General features: G+C 38.6%; 17 protein-coding genes. 16 read left to right on the top strand and 1 reads right to left on the bottom strand.

The features are described from left to right. The 16 genes from Q0460_RS00565 to Q0460_RS00490 all read left to right on the top strand — a co-directional run. Positions 1 to 911, top strand: a 911-nt coding sequence (locus Q0460_RS00565; protein ID WP_299083569.1) for a TRCF domain-containing protein, incomplete at its 5' end; no start/stop codon positions are given. Then, positions 895 to 1,875 (top strand): ATP-binding protein, encoded by a 981-nt coding sequence (locus Q0460_RS00560; protein ID WP_299083568.1) that lies wholly within the window; start codon positions 895 to 897, stop codon positions 1,873 to 1,875. The genes Q0460_RS00565 and Q0460_RS00560, both read left to right, overlap by 17 nt. Then, positions 1,872 to 1,997 carry a hypothetical protein gene (locus Q0460_RS00555; protein ID WP_299083566.1) on the top strand — a complete coding sequence of 42 codons (126 nt, stop codon included), beginning with the start codon at positions 1,872 to 1,874 and terminating at the stop codon, positions 1,995 to 1,997. Before Q0460_RS00560 ends, Q0460_RS00555 begins: the two co-directional genes overlap by 4 nt. Continuing rightward, a complete protein-coding gene (locus Q0460_RS00550) occupies positions 1,994 to 2,692 on the top strand; it encodes a 3-methyladenine DNA glycosylase (protein WP_299083564.1) in 699 nt (232 codons plus the stop codon). Before Q0460_RS00555 ends, Q0460_RS00550 begins: the two co-directional genes overlap by 4 nt. Positions 2,693 to 2,843: 151 nt before the next feature. Then, complete coding sequence (wecB, locus tag Q0460_RS00545; RefSeq protein ID WP_299083562.1) at positions 2,844 to 3,980, top strand: non-hydrolyzing UDP-N-acetylglucosamine 2-epimerase; 1,137 nt, start codon at positions 2,844 to 2,846, stop codon at positions 3,978 to 3,980. After that, positions 3,977 to 5,176, top strand: a complete 1,200-nt coding sequence (wecC, locus tag Q0460_RS00540; protein WP_299083560.1) for a UDP-N-acetyl-D-mannosamine dehydrogenase — start codon at positions 3,977 to 3,979, stop codon at positions 5,174 to 5,176. The genes wecB and wecC overlap by 4 nt, the downstream gene beginning before the upstream one ends. A gap of 20 nt (positions 5,177 to 5,196) precedes the next feature. Further along, positions 5,197 to 7,323, top strand: coding sequence for a bi-domain-containing oxidoreductase (locus Q0460_RS00535; protein ID WP_299083558.1), 2,127 nt, complete (start codon positions 5,197 to 5,199; stop codon positions 7,321 to 7,323). A 12-nt stretch (positions 7,324 to 7,335) separates the two neighbouring features. Further along, positions 7,336 to 8,631: a hypothetical protein gene (locus tag Q0460_RS00530; RefSeq protein WP_299083556.1), complete on the top strand. Its 1,296-nt coding sequence runs from the start codon at positions 7,336 to 7,338 to the stop codon at positions 8,629 to 8,631. After that, on the top strand, positions 8,625 to 9,803 hold the full coding sequence (locus tag Q0460_RS00525; protein ID WP_299083555.1) for a histidinol-phosphate transaminase: 1,179 nt from the start codon (positions 8,625 to 8,627) through the stop codon (positions 9,801 to 9,803). Before Q0460_RS00530 ends, Q0460_RS00525 begins: the two co-directional genes overlap by 7 nt. Next, entirely contained in the window at positions 9,796 to 10,455 is a 660-nt protein-coding gene (locus tag Q0460_RS00520; RefSeq protein ID WP_299083553.1) for an HAD-IB family hydrolase, read from the top strand. The genes Q0460_RS00525 and Q0460_RS00520 overlap by 8 nt, the downstream gene beginning before the upstream one ends. Beyond that, on the top strand, positions 10,448 to 11,674 hold the full coding sequence (locus Q0460_RS00515; protein WP_299083551.1) for an oligosaccharide flippase family protein: 1,227 nt from the start codon (positions 10,448 to 10,450) through the stop codon (positions 11,672 to 11,674). Before Q0460_RS00520 ends, Q0460_RS00515 begins: the two co-directional genes overlap by 8 nt. Next, on the top strand, positions 11,664 to 12,662 hold the full coding sequence (locus Q0460_RS00510; RefSeq protein ID WP_299083548.1) for a class I SAM-dependent methyltransferase: 999 nt from the start codon (positions 11,664 to 11,666) through the stop codon (positions 12,660 to 12,662). Before Q0460_RS00515 ends, Q0460_RS00510 begins: the two co-directional genes overlap by 11 nt. Before the next feature lie 62 nt (positions 12,663 to 12,724). Beyond that, a complete protein-coding gene (locus Q0460_RS00505; RefSeq protein ID WP_299083545.1) occupies positions 12,725 to 13,693 on the top strand; it encodes a hypothetical protein in 969 nt (322 codons plus the stop codon). Continuing rightward, positions 13,693 to 14,898, top strand: a complete 1,206-nt coding sequence (locus Q0460_RS00500; RefSeq protein ID WP_299083542.1) for a glycosyltransferase family 4 protein — start codon at positions 13,693 to 13,695, stop codon at positions 14,896 to 14,898. The genes Q0460_RS00505 and Q0460_RS00500 overlap by 1 nt, the downstream gene beginning before the upstream one ends. Beyond that, positions 14,891 to 16,993, top strand: a complete 2,103-nt coding sequence (locus Q0460_RS00495) for an alginate lyase family protein (protein WP_299083539.1) — start codon at positions 14,891 to 14,893, stop codon at positions 16,991 to 16,993. The genes Q0460_RS00500 and Q0460_RS00495 overlap by 8 nt, the downstream gene beginning before the upstream one ends. Beyond that, positions 16,986 to 17,768 carry an acyltransferase gene (locus Q0460_RS00490; protein ID WP_299083536.1) on the top strand — a complete coding sequence of 261 codons (783 nt, stop codon included), beginning with the start codon at positions 16,986 to 16,988 and terminating at the stop codon, positions 17,766 to 17,768. The genes Q0460_RS00495 and Q0460_RS00490 overlap by 8 nt, the downstream gene beginning before the upstream one ends. 175 nt (positions 17,769 to 17,943) lie before the next feature. On the opposite strand, the gene trxA is transcribed toward Q0460_RS00490, so the two are convergent. Beyond that, positions 17,944 to 18,234: thioredoxin (trxA, locus tag Q0460_RS00485; RefSeq protein ID WP_299083533.1), on the bottom strand; the 291-nt coding region annotated here is incomplete at its 5' end.

The following is an 18,234-nucleotide window of genomic DNA, read 5'->3' as shown; positions in this document are numbered from 1 at the left end:
ACCACATCGCGACGATGCAAAGCGCCGAAAAGAAACTGCTTGAAATTTTGCCGAGCCTTAAAATTCTAATTTTGCACTCCAAGATCGACGCTAAAACTACAGAGGATGAAATTTTAAAATTTGTAGCGGGCGGATACGATCTGCTGCTTTGCACCAGCATCGTAGAAAGCGGCATTCATATGCCGCGCGTAAATACAATCATCGTCGAAAACGCTGATAAATTCGGTATCGCCGATCTGCACCAGCTGCGCGGTCGCGTCGGGCGCAGCAACAAACAGGGCTTTTGCTACTTTTTGATCGAGGATAAAACCGCTCTTACGCAGGACGCGCTAAAACGGCTCGTAGCGCTTGAGAGCAACTCATTTTTGGGTAGCGGCTCGGTGCTAGCGTATCACGATCTGGAGATTCGTGGCGGCGGAAACCTACTCGGAGAGGCGCAGAGCGGGCATATCGAAGCGATCGGCTACTCGCTTTATCTAAAGATGCTCGAAGAGGAGATCGGCAAGCTGCTAAGCAGAAAGAGCGCCGCTGCGAGCGTGGAGCTTAAAATTTCCGTAAACGCCTTTTTGAACTCGGAATTTATCAGAGAGGATCGCCTGCGCCTAGATCTTTACAGGCGGCTTAGCAAGTGCGCCGAGGCGAGCGAAGTGCTTGAAATTTTCGGCGAGATCGAGGATCGCTTCGGGCACGCAGACATTTACACTAAGCAATTTATCGACGTGATGATGATTAAGGTTTTGGCCACGAAGCTTGGTTTGCGCGTGATTTCGAGCATGGACGAAAATATCTTAATAACCCTTGCAAGCGGCGATAAGGTGCGATTAAAGGCGCAGACGCGCGACGATGACGACGTGATAAGCGAAATTTTGATCTATCTGCGAAGGGAGCTAAAAAATGCGAACTTGCGATGAAAATATCAAAAAAAGCGCGAGCAAAAGTATAAGCGAAGAGTTAAATTTAGACTCGGCGTGCAGTTTAAATTTAGCGCCGCAAGCCGTCCTAAAAAGCGCGCAGAGCGGTGCCGGCGAGCAAATTTATTTCAGCGATTTTAGCGCGATTGATTGGCGCGCGATACAGGTCGCCGTTTTTCGTGCGAGCAAAAAGGTGCTAAAGATCGTCCGTGACATCGATTTTACCGATCTTGACGCGCTTGTGGGGCTAGAGAGCCAAAAATCGGCTCTTATAAAAAATACGGATGCCTTTCTGCGCGGCTGCAGCGCCAACCACGCGCTGCTATGGGGCGAGAGCGGCTGTGGCAAATCAAGCCTTGCAAAGGCGGTTTTTTCTAAATTTATCCCGCAAGGCCTTAAGATCATTGAGATCGGCAGGGACGATCTGGGCTATCTCGTGGATATAATCGATGCGATCCGCGAAACAAATTTTAAATTTATCATCTTTTGCGACGATTTGAGCTTTGAGCTCGGCGAGAGCGGCTACAAGCACCTAAAGCCGCTGCTTGAAGGATCCTTAGAGCGCGCGCCGCGCAACGTGCTGATGTATGCGACATCCAATCGCCGCCACATCGTAGGCGAATGCGCAAGCGATAACGACGCCGCGCAGATCAGCCGCGGCGAGCTGCACCTAAGCGACGCGGCGAATGAGCGAATCAGCCTGAGTGAGCGCTTCGGGCTACAGCTAAGTTTTTACGGCGGGAGCATGCGGGAGTATTTAGGGATCGTAGATGCCTATTTTGCGGCTGCGCAAGGTATGAGTGCGGCGGAATTTCGCTTGAGCTTCGCCGCAAATTTAGACGCGCTGCACGCAAAGGCGCGGGAGTTTGCGATGCTTCGCGCAAGCCGCAGCGGTCGCGCGGCAAAGCAATTTTTCTTAAGCTTTAATGAGGAATTTTTTGCAAATTTAAAAGGCGGCAGATGAATACGCCGCGCGAATTTAAATTTGGCGTAAATTTTATTGCAGCACCAGAGTGCACGCGAAAAATCGCCGTCGCCGCGCGAAATTTTAGAAACGACGCCAGAAATTTCGGAGGCGCGAGATGAGCGCGACCGAGCTTTTTATCGAGCTTTTTCGCGCCGTGAAAATTAAGGATTTTCGCTGGTGGCCCGGGTTTGGAAGCTTTGAGGTGGTCGTGGGGGCGATTTTGATCCAAAATACGGCGTGGCACAATGCCGACGCGGCGCTGCAAAACCTACGTAGCAAGGGGCTTTTGAGCTTAGAGGGGATCGCCGGGCTAGACGAAGCGGAGCTTGCAAAGATCATTAAAGTGAGCGGATTTTATAACCAAAAAGCGAGACGTCTAAGCTTGCTTTGCAAAGCGATAATCGCGGATTTTGGGGATTTTGAGAGTTTTAAATCGGGCGTTAGCCGTGAGTGGCTGCTAGCGCGCAAGGGGATCGGTGCGGAGAGCTGCGATGCGATCTTGTGCTATGCGTGCGAGCGCGCGGTGATGGTCGCAGACAGCTATTCGACGCGGCTACTCGGGGCTTTGGGCTATGAGTTTGAAAGCTACGACGAGCTTAACGCGTGGCTAGGCGAGCTGGAATTTGAGCGGATCTATGAGTTTGTAAATTCCGCTAATTTTCCCTGCGCTGCGGCGGCAAAAGCAGATAAGCTGGAGAACGAAAACGACGTGTATGCGCTATTTCACGGGCTCATAGTGGAATTTTGCAAAGCACATTTGAAAGGTAAAATTTTTGATGATTTTGCGGTGGAATTTTTTGATAATTTAAAATAAATCTTACCCATCTTTGAAAGTGAAGAATATTTTATGCCATCCAAGTAACGACAAACAAGTGATTTTATGTATTGTTAAGCGCCTATATAGCAAAATTTAATTAAAATTACGGCGATAAATTTGGTTAAAAAATCGATATATAGGGGAATTTATGACGAAAATAAAAATTTTGATAGTATTTGGAACGCGTCCGGAGGCCATTAAAATGGCTCTGTTGATAAAGGAATTTCAAAAGCACTCGGAATTTGAGGTAAAGGTTTGCGTCACGGCCCAGCACAGACAGATGCTCGATCAGGTTTTGGAATTCTTTGAGATAAAGCCTGATTTTGATCTAAATTTAATGAAGCAAGGGCAGGATCTGTACGATATTACGTCGGGTGTTTTGCTTGGTATGCGCGATGTATTTAGCGAATATGCCCCGGACATCGTGTTTGTGCATGGAGATACGACTACTACTTATGCCGTTTCTTTGGCGGCGTATTATCAAAAGATCGACGTGGCACATGTTGAAGCGGGGCTTAGGACGCATGATATCTATTCGCCGTTTCCTGAAGAGATAAATAGGCAGATGACGGGGCTCATAGCTAAATATCACTTTGCGCCGACTGTCGATGCAAGAGACAATCTATTAAAAGAAGGCAAAGATTCAAAAAATATAGTCGTTAGCGGCAACACCGTAATAGACGCGCTTTTGTGGACGATAGATAAAATCGAAAACAACGAGCTGCTAAAAAATAAAATTTTATCCTTTATAAATTCCAAATATAAGCTTAGTGATAGAAAATTTATTCTCGTTACAGGACACAGACGAGAGAATTTCGGAGAAGGCTTTGTTAATATTTGTGAGGCTTTACGTGAAATAGCGCTAAAAAATGAAAATATCGATATCGTTTACCCCGTGCATCTAAATCCAAATGTAAGAAAGCCTGTGGGAGAAATTTTATCGGGCATTTCGAATATATTTTTAATTGATCCGCTAGAGTATGATAGTTTCGTCTATCTCATGAGCAAGGCATATCTGATAGTAACCGATAGTGGCGGCATCCAGGAAGAGGCACCGAGCCTATGCAAGCCTGTTTTAGTTATCAGGGAAACTACCGAAAGACCCGAAGGGATAAGGGCAGGATGCGTTAAGCTTATCGGCACCAAGCGCGAAAATATAATAAAAGAGGTGCAAAAATTATTAAATTTAAAAGATAAATATGATAAAATGAGTAAAAGTATAAGTCCGTATGGCGACGGTAAAGCTTGTAAAAAAATACTGGAATTTTTAAAAGGAATATTATGAAAAAAGTTTGCATCTTAGGTCTTGGGTATATAGGGCTGCCTACGGCGGCACTTTTGGCAAATAGGGGATATAAAATCCATGGCGTTGATGTGGTGCAGAGCGTTGTGGATACGATCAATGAGGGTAAAATTCATATCGTCGAGCCGGAACTTGACGTATTTGTTAAAAAAGCAGTGCAGAGCGGAAATTTAAAAGCAGACGTTAAGCCTGATTTCGCAGACGTTTTTATCATAGCTGTTCCGACCCCTTTTCGCGACGGATACGTGCCAAATATCGACTACGTCATAAGTGCGGCAAAATCGATAATATCTTATGTAAAAGACGATAATATGGTCGTTTTAGAATCCACTTCACCGGTAGGTACTACCGAAAAAATAGGTGAAATTTTAAAAAATGGCGGTGTTGATATTTCTAAAATTTATATCGCTCATTGCCCTGAGAGAGTTTTGCCCGGTAAAATTTTGAAAGAACTCACCCAAAACGATAGGATCGTGGGTGGAACTACAAAAATTGCTACTAAAAAAATAGCGGAATTTTACGCAGAATTCGTAGAAGGCGAAGTTTTACAGACTGACTCAAAAACTGCAGAGATGTCAAAGCTTACAGAGAACTCTTTCCGTGACGTAAACATAGCCTTTGCAAACGAGCTTAGCATTTTGTGCGATAAATTCGGCATTAACGTCTGGGAGCTTATCTCGCTAGCAAATCGCCATCCGCGAGTTAATATTTTAAACCCGGGTTGCGGCGTAGGCGGGCACTGCATAGCGGTCGATCCGTGGTTTATCGTCCATGCGGGCGGCTATGAAGCGAGGCTGATCAAATCCGCAAGAGAGGTCAATGATCACAAAGCTGAATGGTGTATTGAAAAAATCAAAAACGCCGCTTTAAAATTTGAGCTGCAAAACGGCAAAAGGCCCAAAGTCGCGTGTATGGGGCTTGCTTTTAAGCCCGACATCGACGATTTGCGGGAATCGCCTGCGCTAAATATAACCAAGTGCCTGATCGCAGACGGCGTCGATGTGATCGCCGTAGAGCCCAATATCAAGGCTCACAAAGATTTTGAGATAGTGGATTATAAAAAGGCTATTGAAATTTCGGACATTATCGTATTTTTAGTCGGACACAAGGAATTTAAAGGGCTAAAAATAGAAAAAGAAGTTTTGGATTTTTGCGGCGTGCGAAATACTAATATTTAATATTTTTCAAGGTATGTTTAATGATACAAGCAATAGTTAAAAAAGGTAAGGTTTTAGCAGAACAGATCCCCGCTCCGAGCGTTTCAAAGGGGTGCGTTCTTATAAAAGTAGTAAATAGCTGCATATCGGCGGGCACCGAGATAAGCGGCGTATCAAATAGCGGCAAAAGCCTGATCAGAAGGGCTTTGGAGCAGCCGGAGAATGTAAAAAAAGTCATCAATATGGTGAAATCAGACGGCATAGCCAGCGTCTATGCAAAGGTAAAGGGCAAGCTTGATAGCGGAAGCCCGACCGGCTATTCGCTTAGCGGCGTCGTCATAGCGGTCGGAGAGGGCGTTTCAAATTTTGAAGTCGGAGAGCGCGTTGCTGCAGCCGGTGCAGGGCTTGCGAACCATGCAGAATACGTAGACGTGCCAAAAAATTTAGTTATGAAAATGCCGCAGGATATGGACTTTGAGCGGGCTTGCACCGTGACGCTCGGTGGCATAGCGATGCAAGGCGTTAGGCGGATCGATCTAAGGTTGGGCGAGACCTGCGTAGTCGTGGGAGCTGGGATTTTAGGGCTTCTTGCGGTGCAGATGCTTAAAATTTCAGGCGTTAGGGTTGCGGTTAGCGATTTTGACGATAGGCGCTTACAGATAGCAAAGGAATACGGCGCCGAGCTAATTATCAATCCTTCAAAGGAAAATTTGCTAGACGTCGTTTCGTCTTGGAGCGGCGGATACGGCGCTGACGGCGTGCTATTTACTGCTGCTACGAGCAGTAGCGAGCCGCTATCGCAAAGTTTTCAGATGTGCAAGAAGAAGGGCAGAGTGGTGCTCGTAGGCGTTGCCGGCATGCAGATAAATAGAGAGGATATGTATAAAAAGGAGCTTGATTTTCTCATCTCTACTTCCTACGGACCGGGTCGCTACGACAAGAGCTACGAAGAGCAGGGGCTTGATTATCCGTTTAGCTACGTCAGATGGACCGAAAATCGAAATATGAGCGAGTATCTAAGGCTGGTAAATGAAAATTTGATCAAGCTGGATAAGCTCATAGACGCGAAATATCCTATCGAGCAGGTAACGGAGGCGTTTGAGTCGCTGCAGACTTCGCAGAACAAGCCGCTTATGGTTTTGCTTGACTACGGCGAGGCAAATTTAACTGAGCTTGATAGCTATCTAAATCACAACAAAAAAATCATTATAAATTCTATACCCGTAAACAGGGATGTGATAAACGTCGCGTTCGTCGGAGTCGGCGGATTTGCTACCGGGATGCACCTGCCTAATGTCTCAAAGCTTACGGATAAATATAAAATTTACGCGATCATGAACCGAAGCGGGCATAAGGCAAAGGCGGTGGCGCAGCAATACGGAGCGAACTACGCTACTTCAAATTTAGACGATATTTTAAATGATAAAAACGTCGATCTTGTGATAATATCTACAAGGCACGATAGCCATGCGGAGTTTACTTTAAAGGCGCTTGAAGCGGGCAAAAACGTATTTGTAGAAAAGCCACTTGCGACGAATAAAGACGAGCTTGAAAAGATAAAGAAATTTTACGAAGGTGGAGGCGACAAGCCCCTTTTATTCGTAGGATTTAACAGGCGATTTAGCGCTTACGCGCAGGAGATAAAAAAGCGCACGAGCGCTAGAATAAATCCGATGATAATTAGATATAGAATGAACGCGGGCTACATACCGATGGATCACTGGGTGCATGAAAACGGCGGTAGGATGGTTGGCGAAGCGTGTCACATAATAGATCTGATGACGGCACTAACGGGAAGCGAGATACAGAGCGTATTTTCGCAGGCGATCACGCCGAGCAATGAAAAATATAGCGCCGAGGATAATAAATCTATCGTCTTAAAATACAAAGACGGCTCGGTGGCCAATATCGAGTATTTCTCAAACGGCAGCAAGGAGCTAAGTAAGGAATTTATGGAGATCCATTTCGACGGCAAGAGCATCGTTTTGGACGATTACAAAAGCCTAAAAGGATACGGGGTGGGGGTGAAAGAAATTTCAACAAACGTAAGCCAAAAAGGACAGCTCGAAGAGCTCGAGGTGCTATTTGGGGCTCTAAAAAAAGGCAAAAGCTGGCCGATAGAGCTTTGGGATATGGTGCAGACGACGGAGATTTCATTTTTGATATAAAAGGCTAAATTTATGACCGGTCAAATTTGCAAAAAGATAAAAAGCAAAATCAAAAATTATATTTTTATCAAAAGAAATTTTAGCGAATATGATAAATTTCAGTGGAGAAGCGCAGAAGAGATAGGGTGTATTAGGACTAAGAAGCTAAAAGATATAGTAAAAAAAGCGGTTGATTTCGTGCCTTTTTATAAAAATTTGGATTTAAAAATAGATTTTGAAAATTTTAGCTTAGACGAATTGAAAAAATTTCCGGTTATAAATAAGCAATTAATCAAAGAGAATTTTAAAGATTTTTGCTCTATCAAATTTAACGGAAAAGCATCTCATACGTCAGGATCTACTGGGGCTCCGTTTGAATTTAAAGTCCCATATGAAAGCGATGCAATAGAAAAAATTATAGCGAATAGAGCTTGGGGTATGGGTAAAGATTATACCTATAAAAGCAGCGATCCGATAATCGTTTTAAGGACGTATTCGCCAAAAGCAGGCGAGCCGCTTTATAAAATTTCAGGCGATTATTGGTATTTATCCCCGTTTCATATTAACGAGTCAAATTTGGCTTTATATTTATCCGTTATCGAAAAGTCAAAAGCCAAAATAATAAGAGGATACGCAAGCTCCATATATATTTTTACGCTACTTTTAAAGCAAAAAAACATAAAAATACCTCAAATAAAAACCATAGTAACTTCATCTGAGACGCTACTGCCTGCATATAGAAGCGCGATCGAGGAGTATTGGGGGTTGCCCGTTTTAGACTGGTACGGGCAAAATGAAAGAACGGTAACCGTCCAGCAGTGCTGGGCGGGTAACTATCACAACAATGATGATTACGGGATAATAGAACTTAGCGATAAAAATGAAATCATAGCTACTTCTTTAAATAACTACGTAATGCCTTTTATTAGATATAATACCGGCGATAAGGCTATACCTTTAGACGGTAAAGCGCCGATTTGTCCTTGCGGTAGGCATTTGTCTATTCCTTTTAAAGGGATAGAGGGTAGAAGCGACGATATATTGATTAAAGATGACGGAACGGCGATACCTACGGCAAATTTTTCTACCGCGATGAAAAATTTTAGCGGTTTAAGGCAGTTTCAGATAATTCAAGATAAAGATAGAAGCGTAACCTTAAAAGTGGTCTTAGATAATGATTCGAGCGAATACGTAAATTTAATAGCTAGCGAAGTCTATAGAAGGCTTGGAAATATAAAGCTAAATATAGAAAAGGTGCCGCAAATAGGGCGAGATATGAAAACAGGTAAAACAAAAGTAACGATTCAAAAAGGAGAATTGGTATGGTAAAGTTAAATTTAGACGAGCAGAAAATCGCTTCTAAAATAAAAAGATTAAAGGATGCCGCTGGTAGCCATAGCCCTAGTATTTTTACGATTTGCGAGAAGCTTTCTGAGCTTAACATTAAAGTGGATGCTTGCTTTTTATCTAATCCGTACGCGACGGAGCTTTTTTTAGATTACCTAAAAAAAGATTTGATCGATACGAATAAACTAAAAGACGTTTTAGAGTTTTATCCGTCGCAAAACGGCGTAATAGCCGACGTCATAAGTAAGTCAATAGACGTAGATAGTAAAAATATCTTTGTAGGAAACGGCGCAATAGAGGTTATTCAAGCCGTAATGCATAATTTTGTAGAAAAAAGTGTAGTCGTAAATATTCCTACGTTTTCATCCTATTACGAGTTTGCAAGAGACGATACGGAAGTGATTTATTATCAGCTAAATAAAGACAAAAATTTTAAGCTTGATATTCAAGGTTACATTAATTTCGTAAAGTTTAAAAATCCAGATAGCGTGGTAATCATCAATCCGAATAATCCAGACGGCGGATATATAAAATATAAAGATTTAAGGTTTATTTTAAATAATCTTAAAGAGATCAAAAATATCATAATAGACGAGAGTTTTATTCATTTTGCCTTTGAGGATAGCGAATATAGCTTGATTTCGGCCACCGAGCTTTTTAAGGAGTTTTCAAACGTTATCGTCATTAAAAGCCTATCTAAAGACTTCGGTATAGCCGGTATTAGGGCCGGATATGGAGTGATGGATCAATATAAGGTCGCAAAACTCCTTAAAAACGGATATTTGTGGAATTCTAGTGGGCTTAGCGAATACTTTTTTAGGCTTTACAATAGAAGCGATTTTTTTAAAGAATACGAAGAAGTAAGGAAAAAATATATCGCCCATGCACAAGAGTTTTTTGACGAACTTTCAAAAGTACCTCAAATAAAAGTTTATCCTAGCATGGCAAATTTCGCTCTTATCGAGCTACTTGACGGTAGTACTAGCGCAAATTTCGTTTCAAAGATGCTAATAAAATACGGCGTCTATACAAGAACTTGCAGCGACAAGATCGGATTAAACGGCGAATTTATCAGGATTGCCGCTAGATCGCAAAAAGAAAATGAAATCATCGTTAAGGCTATTAAGGGCATTTTCAAGGACGATATTGAATAAGCCCATATTAGCTATTTTTGACTTTTGTGATACTATTTTTGATGGTCAATCAGTTACATTTTTTTTGAATTTTCTAGAGTCCAAATTACCACTATATAAGAGAATATATGCAAAGGTTATGAGAAAAATCAATAAAATACCGCCATCGAATAGTAAAGAATATAAAGAAAATTTAATGCAGGTATTTTATGGTATTGAAGAAGAGACAATTAATAAATATTGCTCTGAATTTTATAGTAAGGTTATTTTGAATAGACTGCATAGATGCGTCATTGAAGCACTTTTATATCATAAAAAAGAGAGGCATATAATCGCAATTGTGTCTGGTGGATTTGATATATATTTGAAATATTTTGCAAGAGATTATGGCATAGATTATTTAATATGCACAAAATTAGAATTTAAAAGTGGTATTTTTGTTTCAAAAATACTTGGCGATGAATGCCTAGGGAATGGGAAATTAGAATTATTAAGTAAAAATTTAAATCTGAGCGACTACGATTTACTTAATTCTTTTTGTTATAGTGATAGTCGGAGCGATTTACCATTATTTTCTTTAGTGGGGAATAAAGTAATCGTAAAAAATAATCAAGATATCAGTTGGGCGAATGATAGCTTTCAAATTTTAGAGGTAGACAGAAAATATGCTTAAAAAGATACTTGGCTCAAAAGTCGCTCATCAAACGCTATTTCTATTTACGGCACAGATATTTGGTATGGCTGGTGCTTTTATATCTAATATTTTAATGGCCAAAACGATGGGTGTTACAAATTTCGGGATCTATTCTTTTGCTGTAGCTGTGATTATGTCTCTATCTATATTTTTTGAATTCGGATACATAGTTAGTATATCAAGATTATTAATCAAGAATGATGATCCATTAAAAGAAAAAGAGTTGTTCGGCTTGGCTCTCATAGTTTGTATAATTTGTTTTTTATTTTTTTCACTAACAATATTAATTATATCTTTTTTTATAGATAATTTTTTTGACGATAAAATAGGAAAAATCCTTAGAATATCGTCTTTTTGTAGCTTTGGTTTTTTTGTTTCATTTTATTTGGATCTTATTTTAAAAGGTGCAAATAAAATAGAAATTTTAAGCTTTTTTTATGTATTTCAAAAGAGTTCGTTTATGCTTTTGTTGGTAGTATTATTTTTTTTAGATAACATTACTATTATAAATAATATAATTTCGTTTTCATTGATTTCTATAATTTCCTTTTTTTGTTGTATTTTGAATATAAAGCCAGTTTTTACAAATTTAAAATCAAATTTTATCTTACTGCAAAGAGAAAATAAATTTTTTGGTTTTTATAACTATTTATCTAGGGTAATAGGAACGGGTAGTGCTGAAATGGATAAAATTCTAATTGCGCTATGGGTTAGTGCAAAAGATGTAGGGTTATATTCGTTGTCTTTAGCATTAAGTAGTCCAATAAATTTACTTGCTTCTTCATTTGCGAGTTCAATTTTAAAGAAATTCTTTAGACAAAGGATAGATGGTAAAATGTTATCAATCCATTTATTGCTTATTTTGGCTATCGCTTTTCTCGTCTTTGTTTTTGGGTTATGTGTTATATATTTTTTGGGTACAACATATCATGGTATGTTGATATTGTTTATATTGGCTTCTTTGGCGACTATATTACAAGCGATAGTTCAACCTTATAATTCTTGGTTAATGACTAATGGTTTTGGAAGAGATATGCTACATATATCTATTGGATTTACCGTATCTAATATGATTTTTAACCTTATCTTGATTTATAACTTAAATGCCGTTGGAGCAATGTTATCAAGAATATTATCTAATTTCTGTTTTTTAGTATGTTGTATTTTATTTTATAGGAGAAGAGTATATGATAAGTAATTTATATCGTAATGATGATATAGCATTTTGGCATATGAGTTATGTGGCCCAAATAGCTGCCAATAGTATTAAAGATAAGATTAAAACATCAAAATGGGGATCATTAAGTAGAATATGTTGCTTATGTAAAAAAGAGAATGTAAAAATATTATCTGAAAAAAATAAATATGGAATAATACAAAGAATAGTGATTTGTAAAAATTGCGGATTAATTTATTGGGCGAATGGAATAGATCAAGATGCGACTAATAATTTCTATCGCGACTATTATCTAAATTTATGCGTTGGAAATATAGATATGAAAGAAATTTTTTCTTATCAATATCAACGCGGTAAAAATATATTAAATTTTTTACTAGAACACAATATTAATAATCCTAAAAAAGTGCTTGAAATAGGTTGTGGAACAGCAGGTATATCATTTGCGTTAAAAGAGCAGTATAAAAATTGTGATTTTTATGGTCTTGATTATAGAGATGAAGATATAGAATTTTCGAAAGGTAATAAAATAAGTATTTTTAAATATACAGATTCAATATATGCCAACCTTAAAAAATATAACTTTGATTTAATAATTGCAAATCATGTAGTAGAGCATTTTGTTGATTTAGAAAATGAATTATTAAAAATCAAGAGCATTATGTCTAAAGATACTATTTTATTTATAGGCGTTCCTGGTGTGTTAAGCACGTATAAGTATTATAATTATTTTTTAGAGTCAGTATCATTAGATCATAATTATTATTTTACTGCTACAACTTTAAATAATATAATGATTACTTTGGGATTTAATCCGTATTTTGCAGACCAAGATATACAAGCATTATACAGAATAGCAGATGCCCCAAGTAATATAAATTCTATCACAAATGATTATGTAAATATAATGAGGTACATAGAAGATAACGAGCCCGATCGATATAAAATATATTGTTTAAAAATTAGATTAAAAAATTTTTTAAGGCGACTTTTAAAATGGAAACAGTGAATATCATTGATGAAATATTAATAAATAAGCAGCCTATATATACGTTTGGGGCAAAAGCGTACATGAAACAAATTTTAATAACCTGCGATACCGAAGTTGGCGAATTGCATGCGGATAGGTCCGATGCGTTTGAGATTTTTATAAAAGGCGAGATCCTGGGTAGGGAAGTAGGCGTAAAGCTTATAAATGATCTGGCAAGCGAATACGGTGCGACGGTGGAACATTTTATTGATGTGTATCCTTATGAAAGGTATGGCGAGCATAAATTTGAGCGGTTATGCGGCGATATCATCCATGGTGGACACGGCGTAAATTTACATACTCATCCGTCCGGCAGATGCGATAAAAATAGAAAATTTATGTGGCAGTATAGCTTAGATGAACAGATAGAAATTATAAAATTTGGTAAGCAAAAAATAAAAGAGTGGATAGGTATAGATGCCTCGGTTCATAGGGCCGGCGGGTACGGAGCGAACGACGATACGATACAGGCTTTAAAATTTAATGGTATTTTTATAGATAGCTCGTTTTTCTATAAAAACGGAAATTGTAAGATAAATTATGACTATATAAATAAGGCGTCCGAAAAAAACGGCGTATTGCAGCTGCCCGTGAGCGTTTATGAAAAACAAAAACGCTACGGCTTTTTAAAAACAAAAAGCAGCTTTCAAAAATTTGATTTTAGATATGGCTCTAGTGCGGATGAAATTTTAAAAGCGATAGATCTAATGCCCGAAAATTGCATAATAATGCTTTTTTTACATAGTTTTAATTTTTTAAATTTGAAGTATAGTTTTAAAGATAAAAAATACGTGACAATAAGTATAAATGATAAATTAATAAATGAATATAAAAGGCTTCTTGCAAGTATTGCTGATAAAATGGAGTGCAAATTTACCTCTATAAAGGATTTGGATATGGGGAGCTTGAGCGATGAGGATTTTGCCCCTACGATACACACCGATGCCGATATGATAAAATATGCAAAAGATAAATTTAGGCTAAAATTTATGCATGTGGGCGATATATAATGAAAATCCTCTATCTTAGAACGCTTTATTGGTTTGGCTTAAAGGCGGGCGGTTCGGTAGGGCACACTGCGGGTGTCATAAATGCTATGGATAAAAAAGTCGAGCTATCTGTTGTTTCAAACGATTTTTTGCCCGATGTAGACAAATATATCACAATCGTTAAGCCTATAAAAATACCGCTTTTACCGAAAGATATGCTTGAGCTTTTTTATAATCTTAAGATAATTAAATATTGTAAAAATTTAAAGGCCGACGCGATATATCAAAGATATAACGGGTTTAGCTTTTGCGGGGCATATATAGCAAAAAAGAAAAATATACCATTTGTTTTGGAATTTAATTCATCTGATGTATGGAAAATTAAAAATTGGAAAAATAACGATACGTTTTTAAAGCGGATTTTTAAAACCATTTACTATAAAATTTTCAAACTTCCTATCGTTTCCGCTATAGAAAAATATAATTTAAATAGCGCGGCTCATATAGTCGTAGTGTCCGAGGCACTAAAAAATATTCTTTTAAAATTTGGAGTGGATGAAAACAAAATAATCGTCAATCCAAATGGTATTGATGCAAGCAAATATAATCCGCAGATAAAATGCGATGATGTGAAGCAAAAATATAATCTTGAAAATAAAATCGTAATCGGCTTTATAGGGACGTTTGGGCAGTGGCACGGGGCTGAAAACATAGCTCTGGCTTTTGGTAAGTTGCTAAAAAAATATCCTGAGTATAAAAATAAAGCAAAGCTCTTTATGATAGGCGATGGCGTTAGGATGCCAATCGTAAAAAAACATATTTTGGAATTCAATTTGCAAGAAAACGTCGTATTAACGGGCCTGATTCCACAAGAGCAAGGAGCAAAATTTCTAAGCGCTTGCGATATCCTGATCAATGCCACCGTACCAAATCCGGACGGAAGCGAGTTTTTCGGAAGCCCCACTAAACTATTTGAGTACATGGCTACAGGTAAAGCCATAATATGCAGCGACATGGCTCAGATGTCTAAAATCTTAGAACACGGCAAAACCGCCTATATGGTAGAGCCGGGCAACATAGACGAGCTAGCGACTGCCATGAAGGAGCTTGTGGATGATGGCGAGCTAAGACAGCGCCTGGGCGATAGCGCCAGAGATGAAGTGATCCAAAAATACACGTGGGATAAACATGTGGATAAAATTTTAAAGGCCGTAGGTAATGAGTAGAATTTCTTATTATCTTAAAAAAGCTAGATCAATGCCGTTTGATGAGTTGGCCATAAAAATAGCTGATAAAATTTTAAATATCGCAAAGAATAAATTTCAAAAAATGTGCGATGTGCTAGGCAATACTCACATAAATTGTAACGTTCCGATCATAAAAACTAGCTGCATAAATATAAAAGAGCTCGATCTGTCAAATATCGATCCGGATGTCGCAAGATATCTATCCAACATGTACATCGAGCATAAATTTGATCTGCTCGGTAGCGGCTGGGTAAAAAATAGCTATGATAGCGTGGCGCTAGGGCTTGAAGGCTACAAGTATAATATGAACGTCGCGACGCCTGCGAATGCGCCCGAAGGCTACGAGCCGATTGATTGGCAAAAGGATTTTAAAAGCGGCTTTCGATGGAGCGAAAAAAAATGGTACAAAGATCAGCGCATAGCTCATAAGCCCGGCAGCGACATAAAGGTGCCGTGGGAGCTTGCGAGGTTTCAGCACTTGCCGCAGCTTGCTATTTTTGCTATGGTGGATCCGAGTCTGAAAGAGCAAAATTTAAAAGAATTTAAAAACCAAATTTTAGATTTTATCCGCAACAATCCGCCTAGAATGGGCGTAAATTGGACCTGCACGATGGACGTGGGCATCAGGGTCGCCAATATGCTGGCGGCTTACGATATGTTTTGCCAGATGGACGTGGGCGGAATTTTAGATCAAAATTTCAAGCAGACCTTTTCAAATAGCGTCTACGAGCATGCGCTTCATATCGTAAATAATCTGGAATATTCACCGCATCTAACGTCAAATCACTATCTAAGCGACATCGTGGGGCTGCTGTTTGCGTGCGCGTATTTGAACGGCGGCGGCGAGACGGACGCATGGCTGGCGTTTGCCGTGCAAGAGATCATCCGCGAAATGAAAAAGGAATTTTACGAAGATGGCGGAAATTTCGAGAGTTCTACGAGCTATCACCGCCTAAGCGGCGAGCTGATGGCGTATGCCGCGGCTTTGATACTGGGTCTAAAAAGCGAAAAAATTTCGTCGCTAAAAAATTACGACGCAAAGCTTTGGCGCAAAAAGCCAAAACTCCTGTCGCCAAACGAGCAGGAATTTAAAATTTTAAACGGACAAATAGCGCTGCCGCAGTGGTTCGCAGTCAGGCTATATAAAATCGGCAGGTTTACCGCAGACATCACAAAGCCAAACGGCGAAGTGCCGCAATTTGGCGATAACGATAGCGGCAGGTTTTTTAAATTTAGCCCAAACGGCGAGTTTTTGAGCAACGAACAAGCTGCGCGAAAATATCTAAATTTAAGCGGCTTTGAGGGCGGCAACGAGCCGTTTTGGGACGAAAATATCTTAAACCACTCCACGCTAATTAGCTGCATGGGCGGAATTTTTGATGATGAGATATTTAAAAATGATATGCGCTTTGAGAGGAGTTTTGTTCGCTCGCTCGCAGGGCGCACGCTGCAAGCAAGCGATAAAACATACAAAAGCCAGATCGCTTCGGGCGTGAAATTTGGCGAACTGCCACACCGAAAAAGCATAGAATTTAAAATTCCAAATTCGCAAGAGATCAAAAATCTATTTTATCCAGACAGTGGAATTTTTATCTTTAAATCCGATAAATTTTATCTTTCCATCTGCGCTACGCCGCTTGGGCAAAGGGGTCACGGCGGACATACGCACAACGACAAGCTGGGCTACGAGTTGTGGATAGACGGGCTGGATATAGCGAGAGATCCCGGCACCTATCTTTATACGCCGCTCCTCGGCAGAAGAAATGAATTTCGAAGCGTCAAGGCTCACAACGTGCCGATCGTGGACGATTTGGAACAAAATAGTTGGGGCGAGGGAGCGATAGGACTATTTGGAATGTTTGCGGAGTGCAGATGCGAAGTGGTGGATTTTGGAGAAAATTTTATAAGCCTAGCCGCAGAATACAAAGGCGTAAAAATTATTAGAAAATTTGAAACAAAAGAGGACAGCCTGGAGATTATCGATATGGCAAATAGGGAATTTTATTATAGTAAATTTGAGTTATATTCAAATGGATATGGAAAGTTATCGAGAATTGGTGCATTCAATGAATAATAATATTATAGTGAATAATAATTTTAATTTATTAAGGTTGATAGCTGCATTTCAGGTTATGTTTGTTCATGCAAATGATTATTTGGTAAATAAAAGCGATTTATCCTGGTATGTAACTAAAATATTAAATTTTAGCGGTGTAACTGTATTTTTTCTGATTAGTGGTTTTTTAATAAGTATGTCTTATGCAAAAAATCAAGATTTAAAAACTTATATTAAAAATAGAATTTTAAGAATTTACCCGGGGCTTTATGTTAATATTTTTATCAGTATAGTAATTTTATATATTTTTATAGATTTAAATTTTGACTTTGATTTTTTTAAATGGCTTCTTACTCAAATTAGTTTTTTGCAATTTTACAATCTTGAAGCCAGCAGGGCTTTTGGTACGGGCGAGATAAATGCGCCGCTTTGGACAATCTCGATTGAGCTAATATTTTATGCCGTCTTGCCCATCATTTTTCTTATAAATAAAAAGACCAAGAAAATACTACCTTGCATTTTTCTGATCTCAATAATATTTTTTATATATAATTCTAGTAGCGATAGAAATTTGTTTATTAATAAACTTATTAATGTATCTCTGGCGCCATACCTATTTGTATTTTTAATTGGCTTTTATTTTTATATCTATTTTGACTTCTTTCATAAGTATTTGAAGGATAAATTTTTTATATATTTTTTTGCTTACGTTATCGGTAGAATTTGTTGCCATTATTTTAATAGTATTTTTTTAGATATATTAGTAAATTATTTTATATTTTCATTTTATTAAAAATATAGTAATACAAATCATCTTATTTTAGACTAGATAAAAAATTATGCTAATAAAGAGAGGTTATGCTTTCATTTACTTATTTCTTGAATGCATAACCTCCATTAATTTGAGATCTACGAATGTGTAATCTCACCTATATTAAATTTACAAATCATCAGATAAACTGAACAAACTACTTAAGTCCAGCTAATATTGATTCAATCTTTTCCTTAGGCATAAAACCTATTTCTCTGCTAACTTCCTTACCACCCTTGAAGAAAATTACTGTTGGTACAGTACTTACACCAAATTCCTGAGCCAACTCCATACTTTCATCAACATCAACCTTTGCGAAATAAGCTACGTCCTTCTGTTCTTCAGCTACTTGAGCAAAAACTGGTCCTAACATGTTACATGGACCACACCAAGTTGCAAAAAAGTCAACAACAGCTACTCCTTCATTTTCCTTTACGTTCTTTACAAA

It is taken from the genome of uncultured Campylobacter sp., assembly GCF_937980635.1.
GTDB lineage: Bacteria > Campylobacterota > Campylobacteria > Campylobacterales > Campylobacteraceae > Campylobacter_B.
Note: the sequence above shows the minus strand (reverse complement) of the source record. Positions and strands in the feature narration are given on the sequence as shown.

What these genes read in the sequence shown, in the direction of transcription:
- Q0460_RS00535 (WP_299083558.1), top strand. Translation starts at nt 5,197, where the DNA reads ATGATACAAGCAATAGTTAAAAAAGGTAAGGTTTTAGCAGAACAGATC.
- Q0460_RS00530 (WP_299083556.1), top strand. Translation starts at nt 7,336, where the DNA reads ATGACCGGTCAAATTTGCAAAAAGATAAAAAGCAAAATCAAAAATTAT.
- Q0460_RS00550 (WP_299083564.1), top strand. Translation starts at nt 1,994, where the DNA reads ATGAGCGCGACCGAGCTTTTTATCGAGCTTTTTCGCGCCGTGAAAATT.
- Q0460_RS00525 (WP_299083555.1), top strand. Translation starts at nt 8,625, where the DNA reads ATGGTAAAGTTAAATTTAGACGAGCAGAAAATCGCTTCTAAAATAAAA.
- Q0460_RS00515 (WP_299083551.1), top strand. Translation starts at nt 10,448, where the DNA reads ATGCTTAAAAAGATACTTGGCTCAAAAGTCGCTCATCAAACGCTATTT.
- Q0460_RS00555 (WP_299083566.1), top strand. Translation starts at nt 1,872, where the DNA reads ATGAATACGCCGCGCGAATTTAAATTTGGCGTAAATTTTATTGCAGCA.
- wecB (WP_299083562.1), top strand. Translation starts at nt 2,844, where the DNA reads ATGACGAAAATAAAAATTTTGATAGTATTTGGAACGCGTCCGGAGGCC.
- Q0460_RS00495 (WP_299083539.1), top strand. Translation starts at nt 14,891, where the DNA reads ATGAGTAGAATTTCTTATTATCTTAAAAAAGCTAGATCAATGCCGTTT.
- wecC (WP_299083560.1), top strand. Translation starts at nt 3,977, where the DNA reads ATGAAAAAAGTTTGCATCTTAGGTCTTGGGTATATAGGGCTGCCTACG.
- Q0460_RS00510 (WP_299083548.1), top strand. Translation starts at nt 11,664, where the DNA reads ATGATAAGTAATTTATATCGTAATGATGATATAGCATTTTGGCATATG.
- Q0460_RS00490 (WP_299083536.1), top strand. Translation starts at nt 16,986, where the DNA reads ATGAATAATAATATTATAGTGAATAATAATTTTAATTTATTAAGGTTG.
- Q0460_RS00560 (WP_299083568.1), top strand. Translation starts at nt 895, where the DNA reads ATGCGAACTTGCGATGAAAATATCAAAAAAAGCGCGAGCAAAAGTATA.
- Q0460_RS00500 (WP_299083542.1), top strand. Translation starts at nt 13,693, where the DNA reads ATGAAAATCCTCTATCTTAGAACGCTTTATTGGTTTGGCTTAAAGGCG.
- Q0460_RS00505 (WP_299083545.1), top strand. Translation starts at nt 12,725, where the DNA reads ATGAAACAAATTTTAATAACCTGCGATACCGAAGTTGGCGAATTGCAT.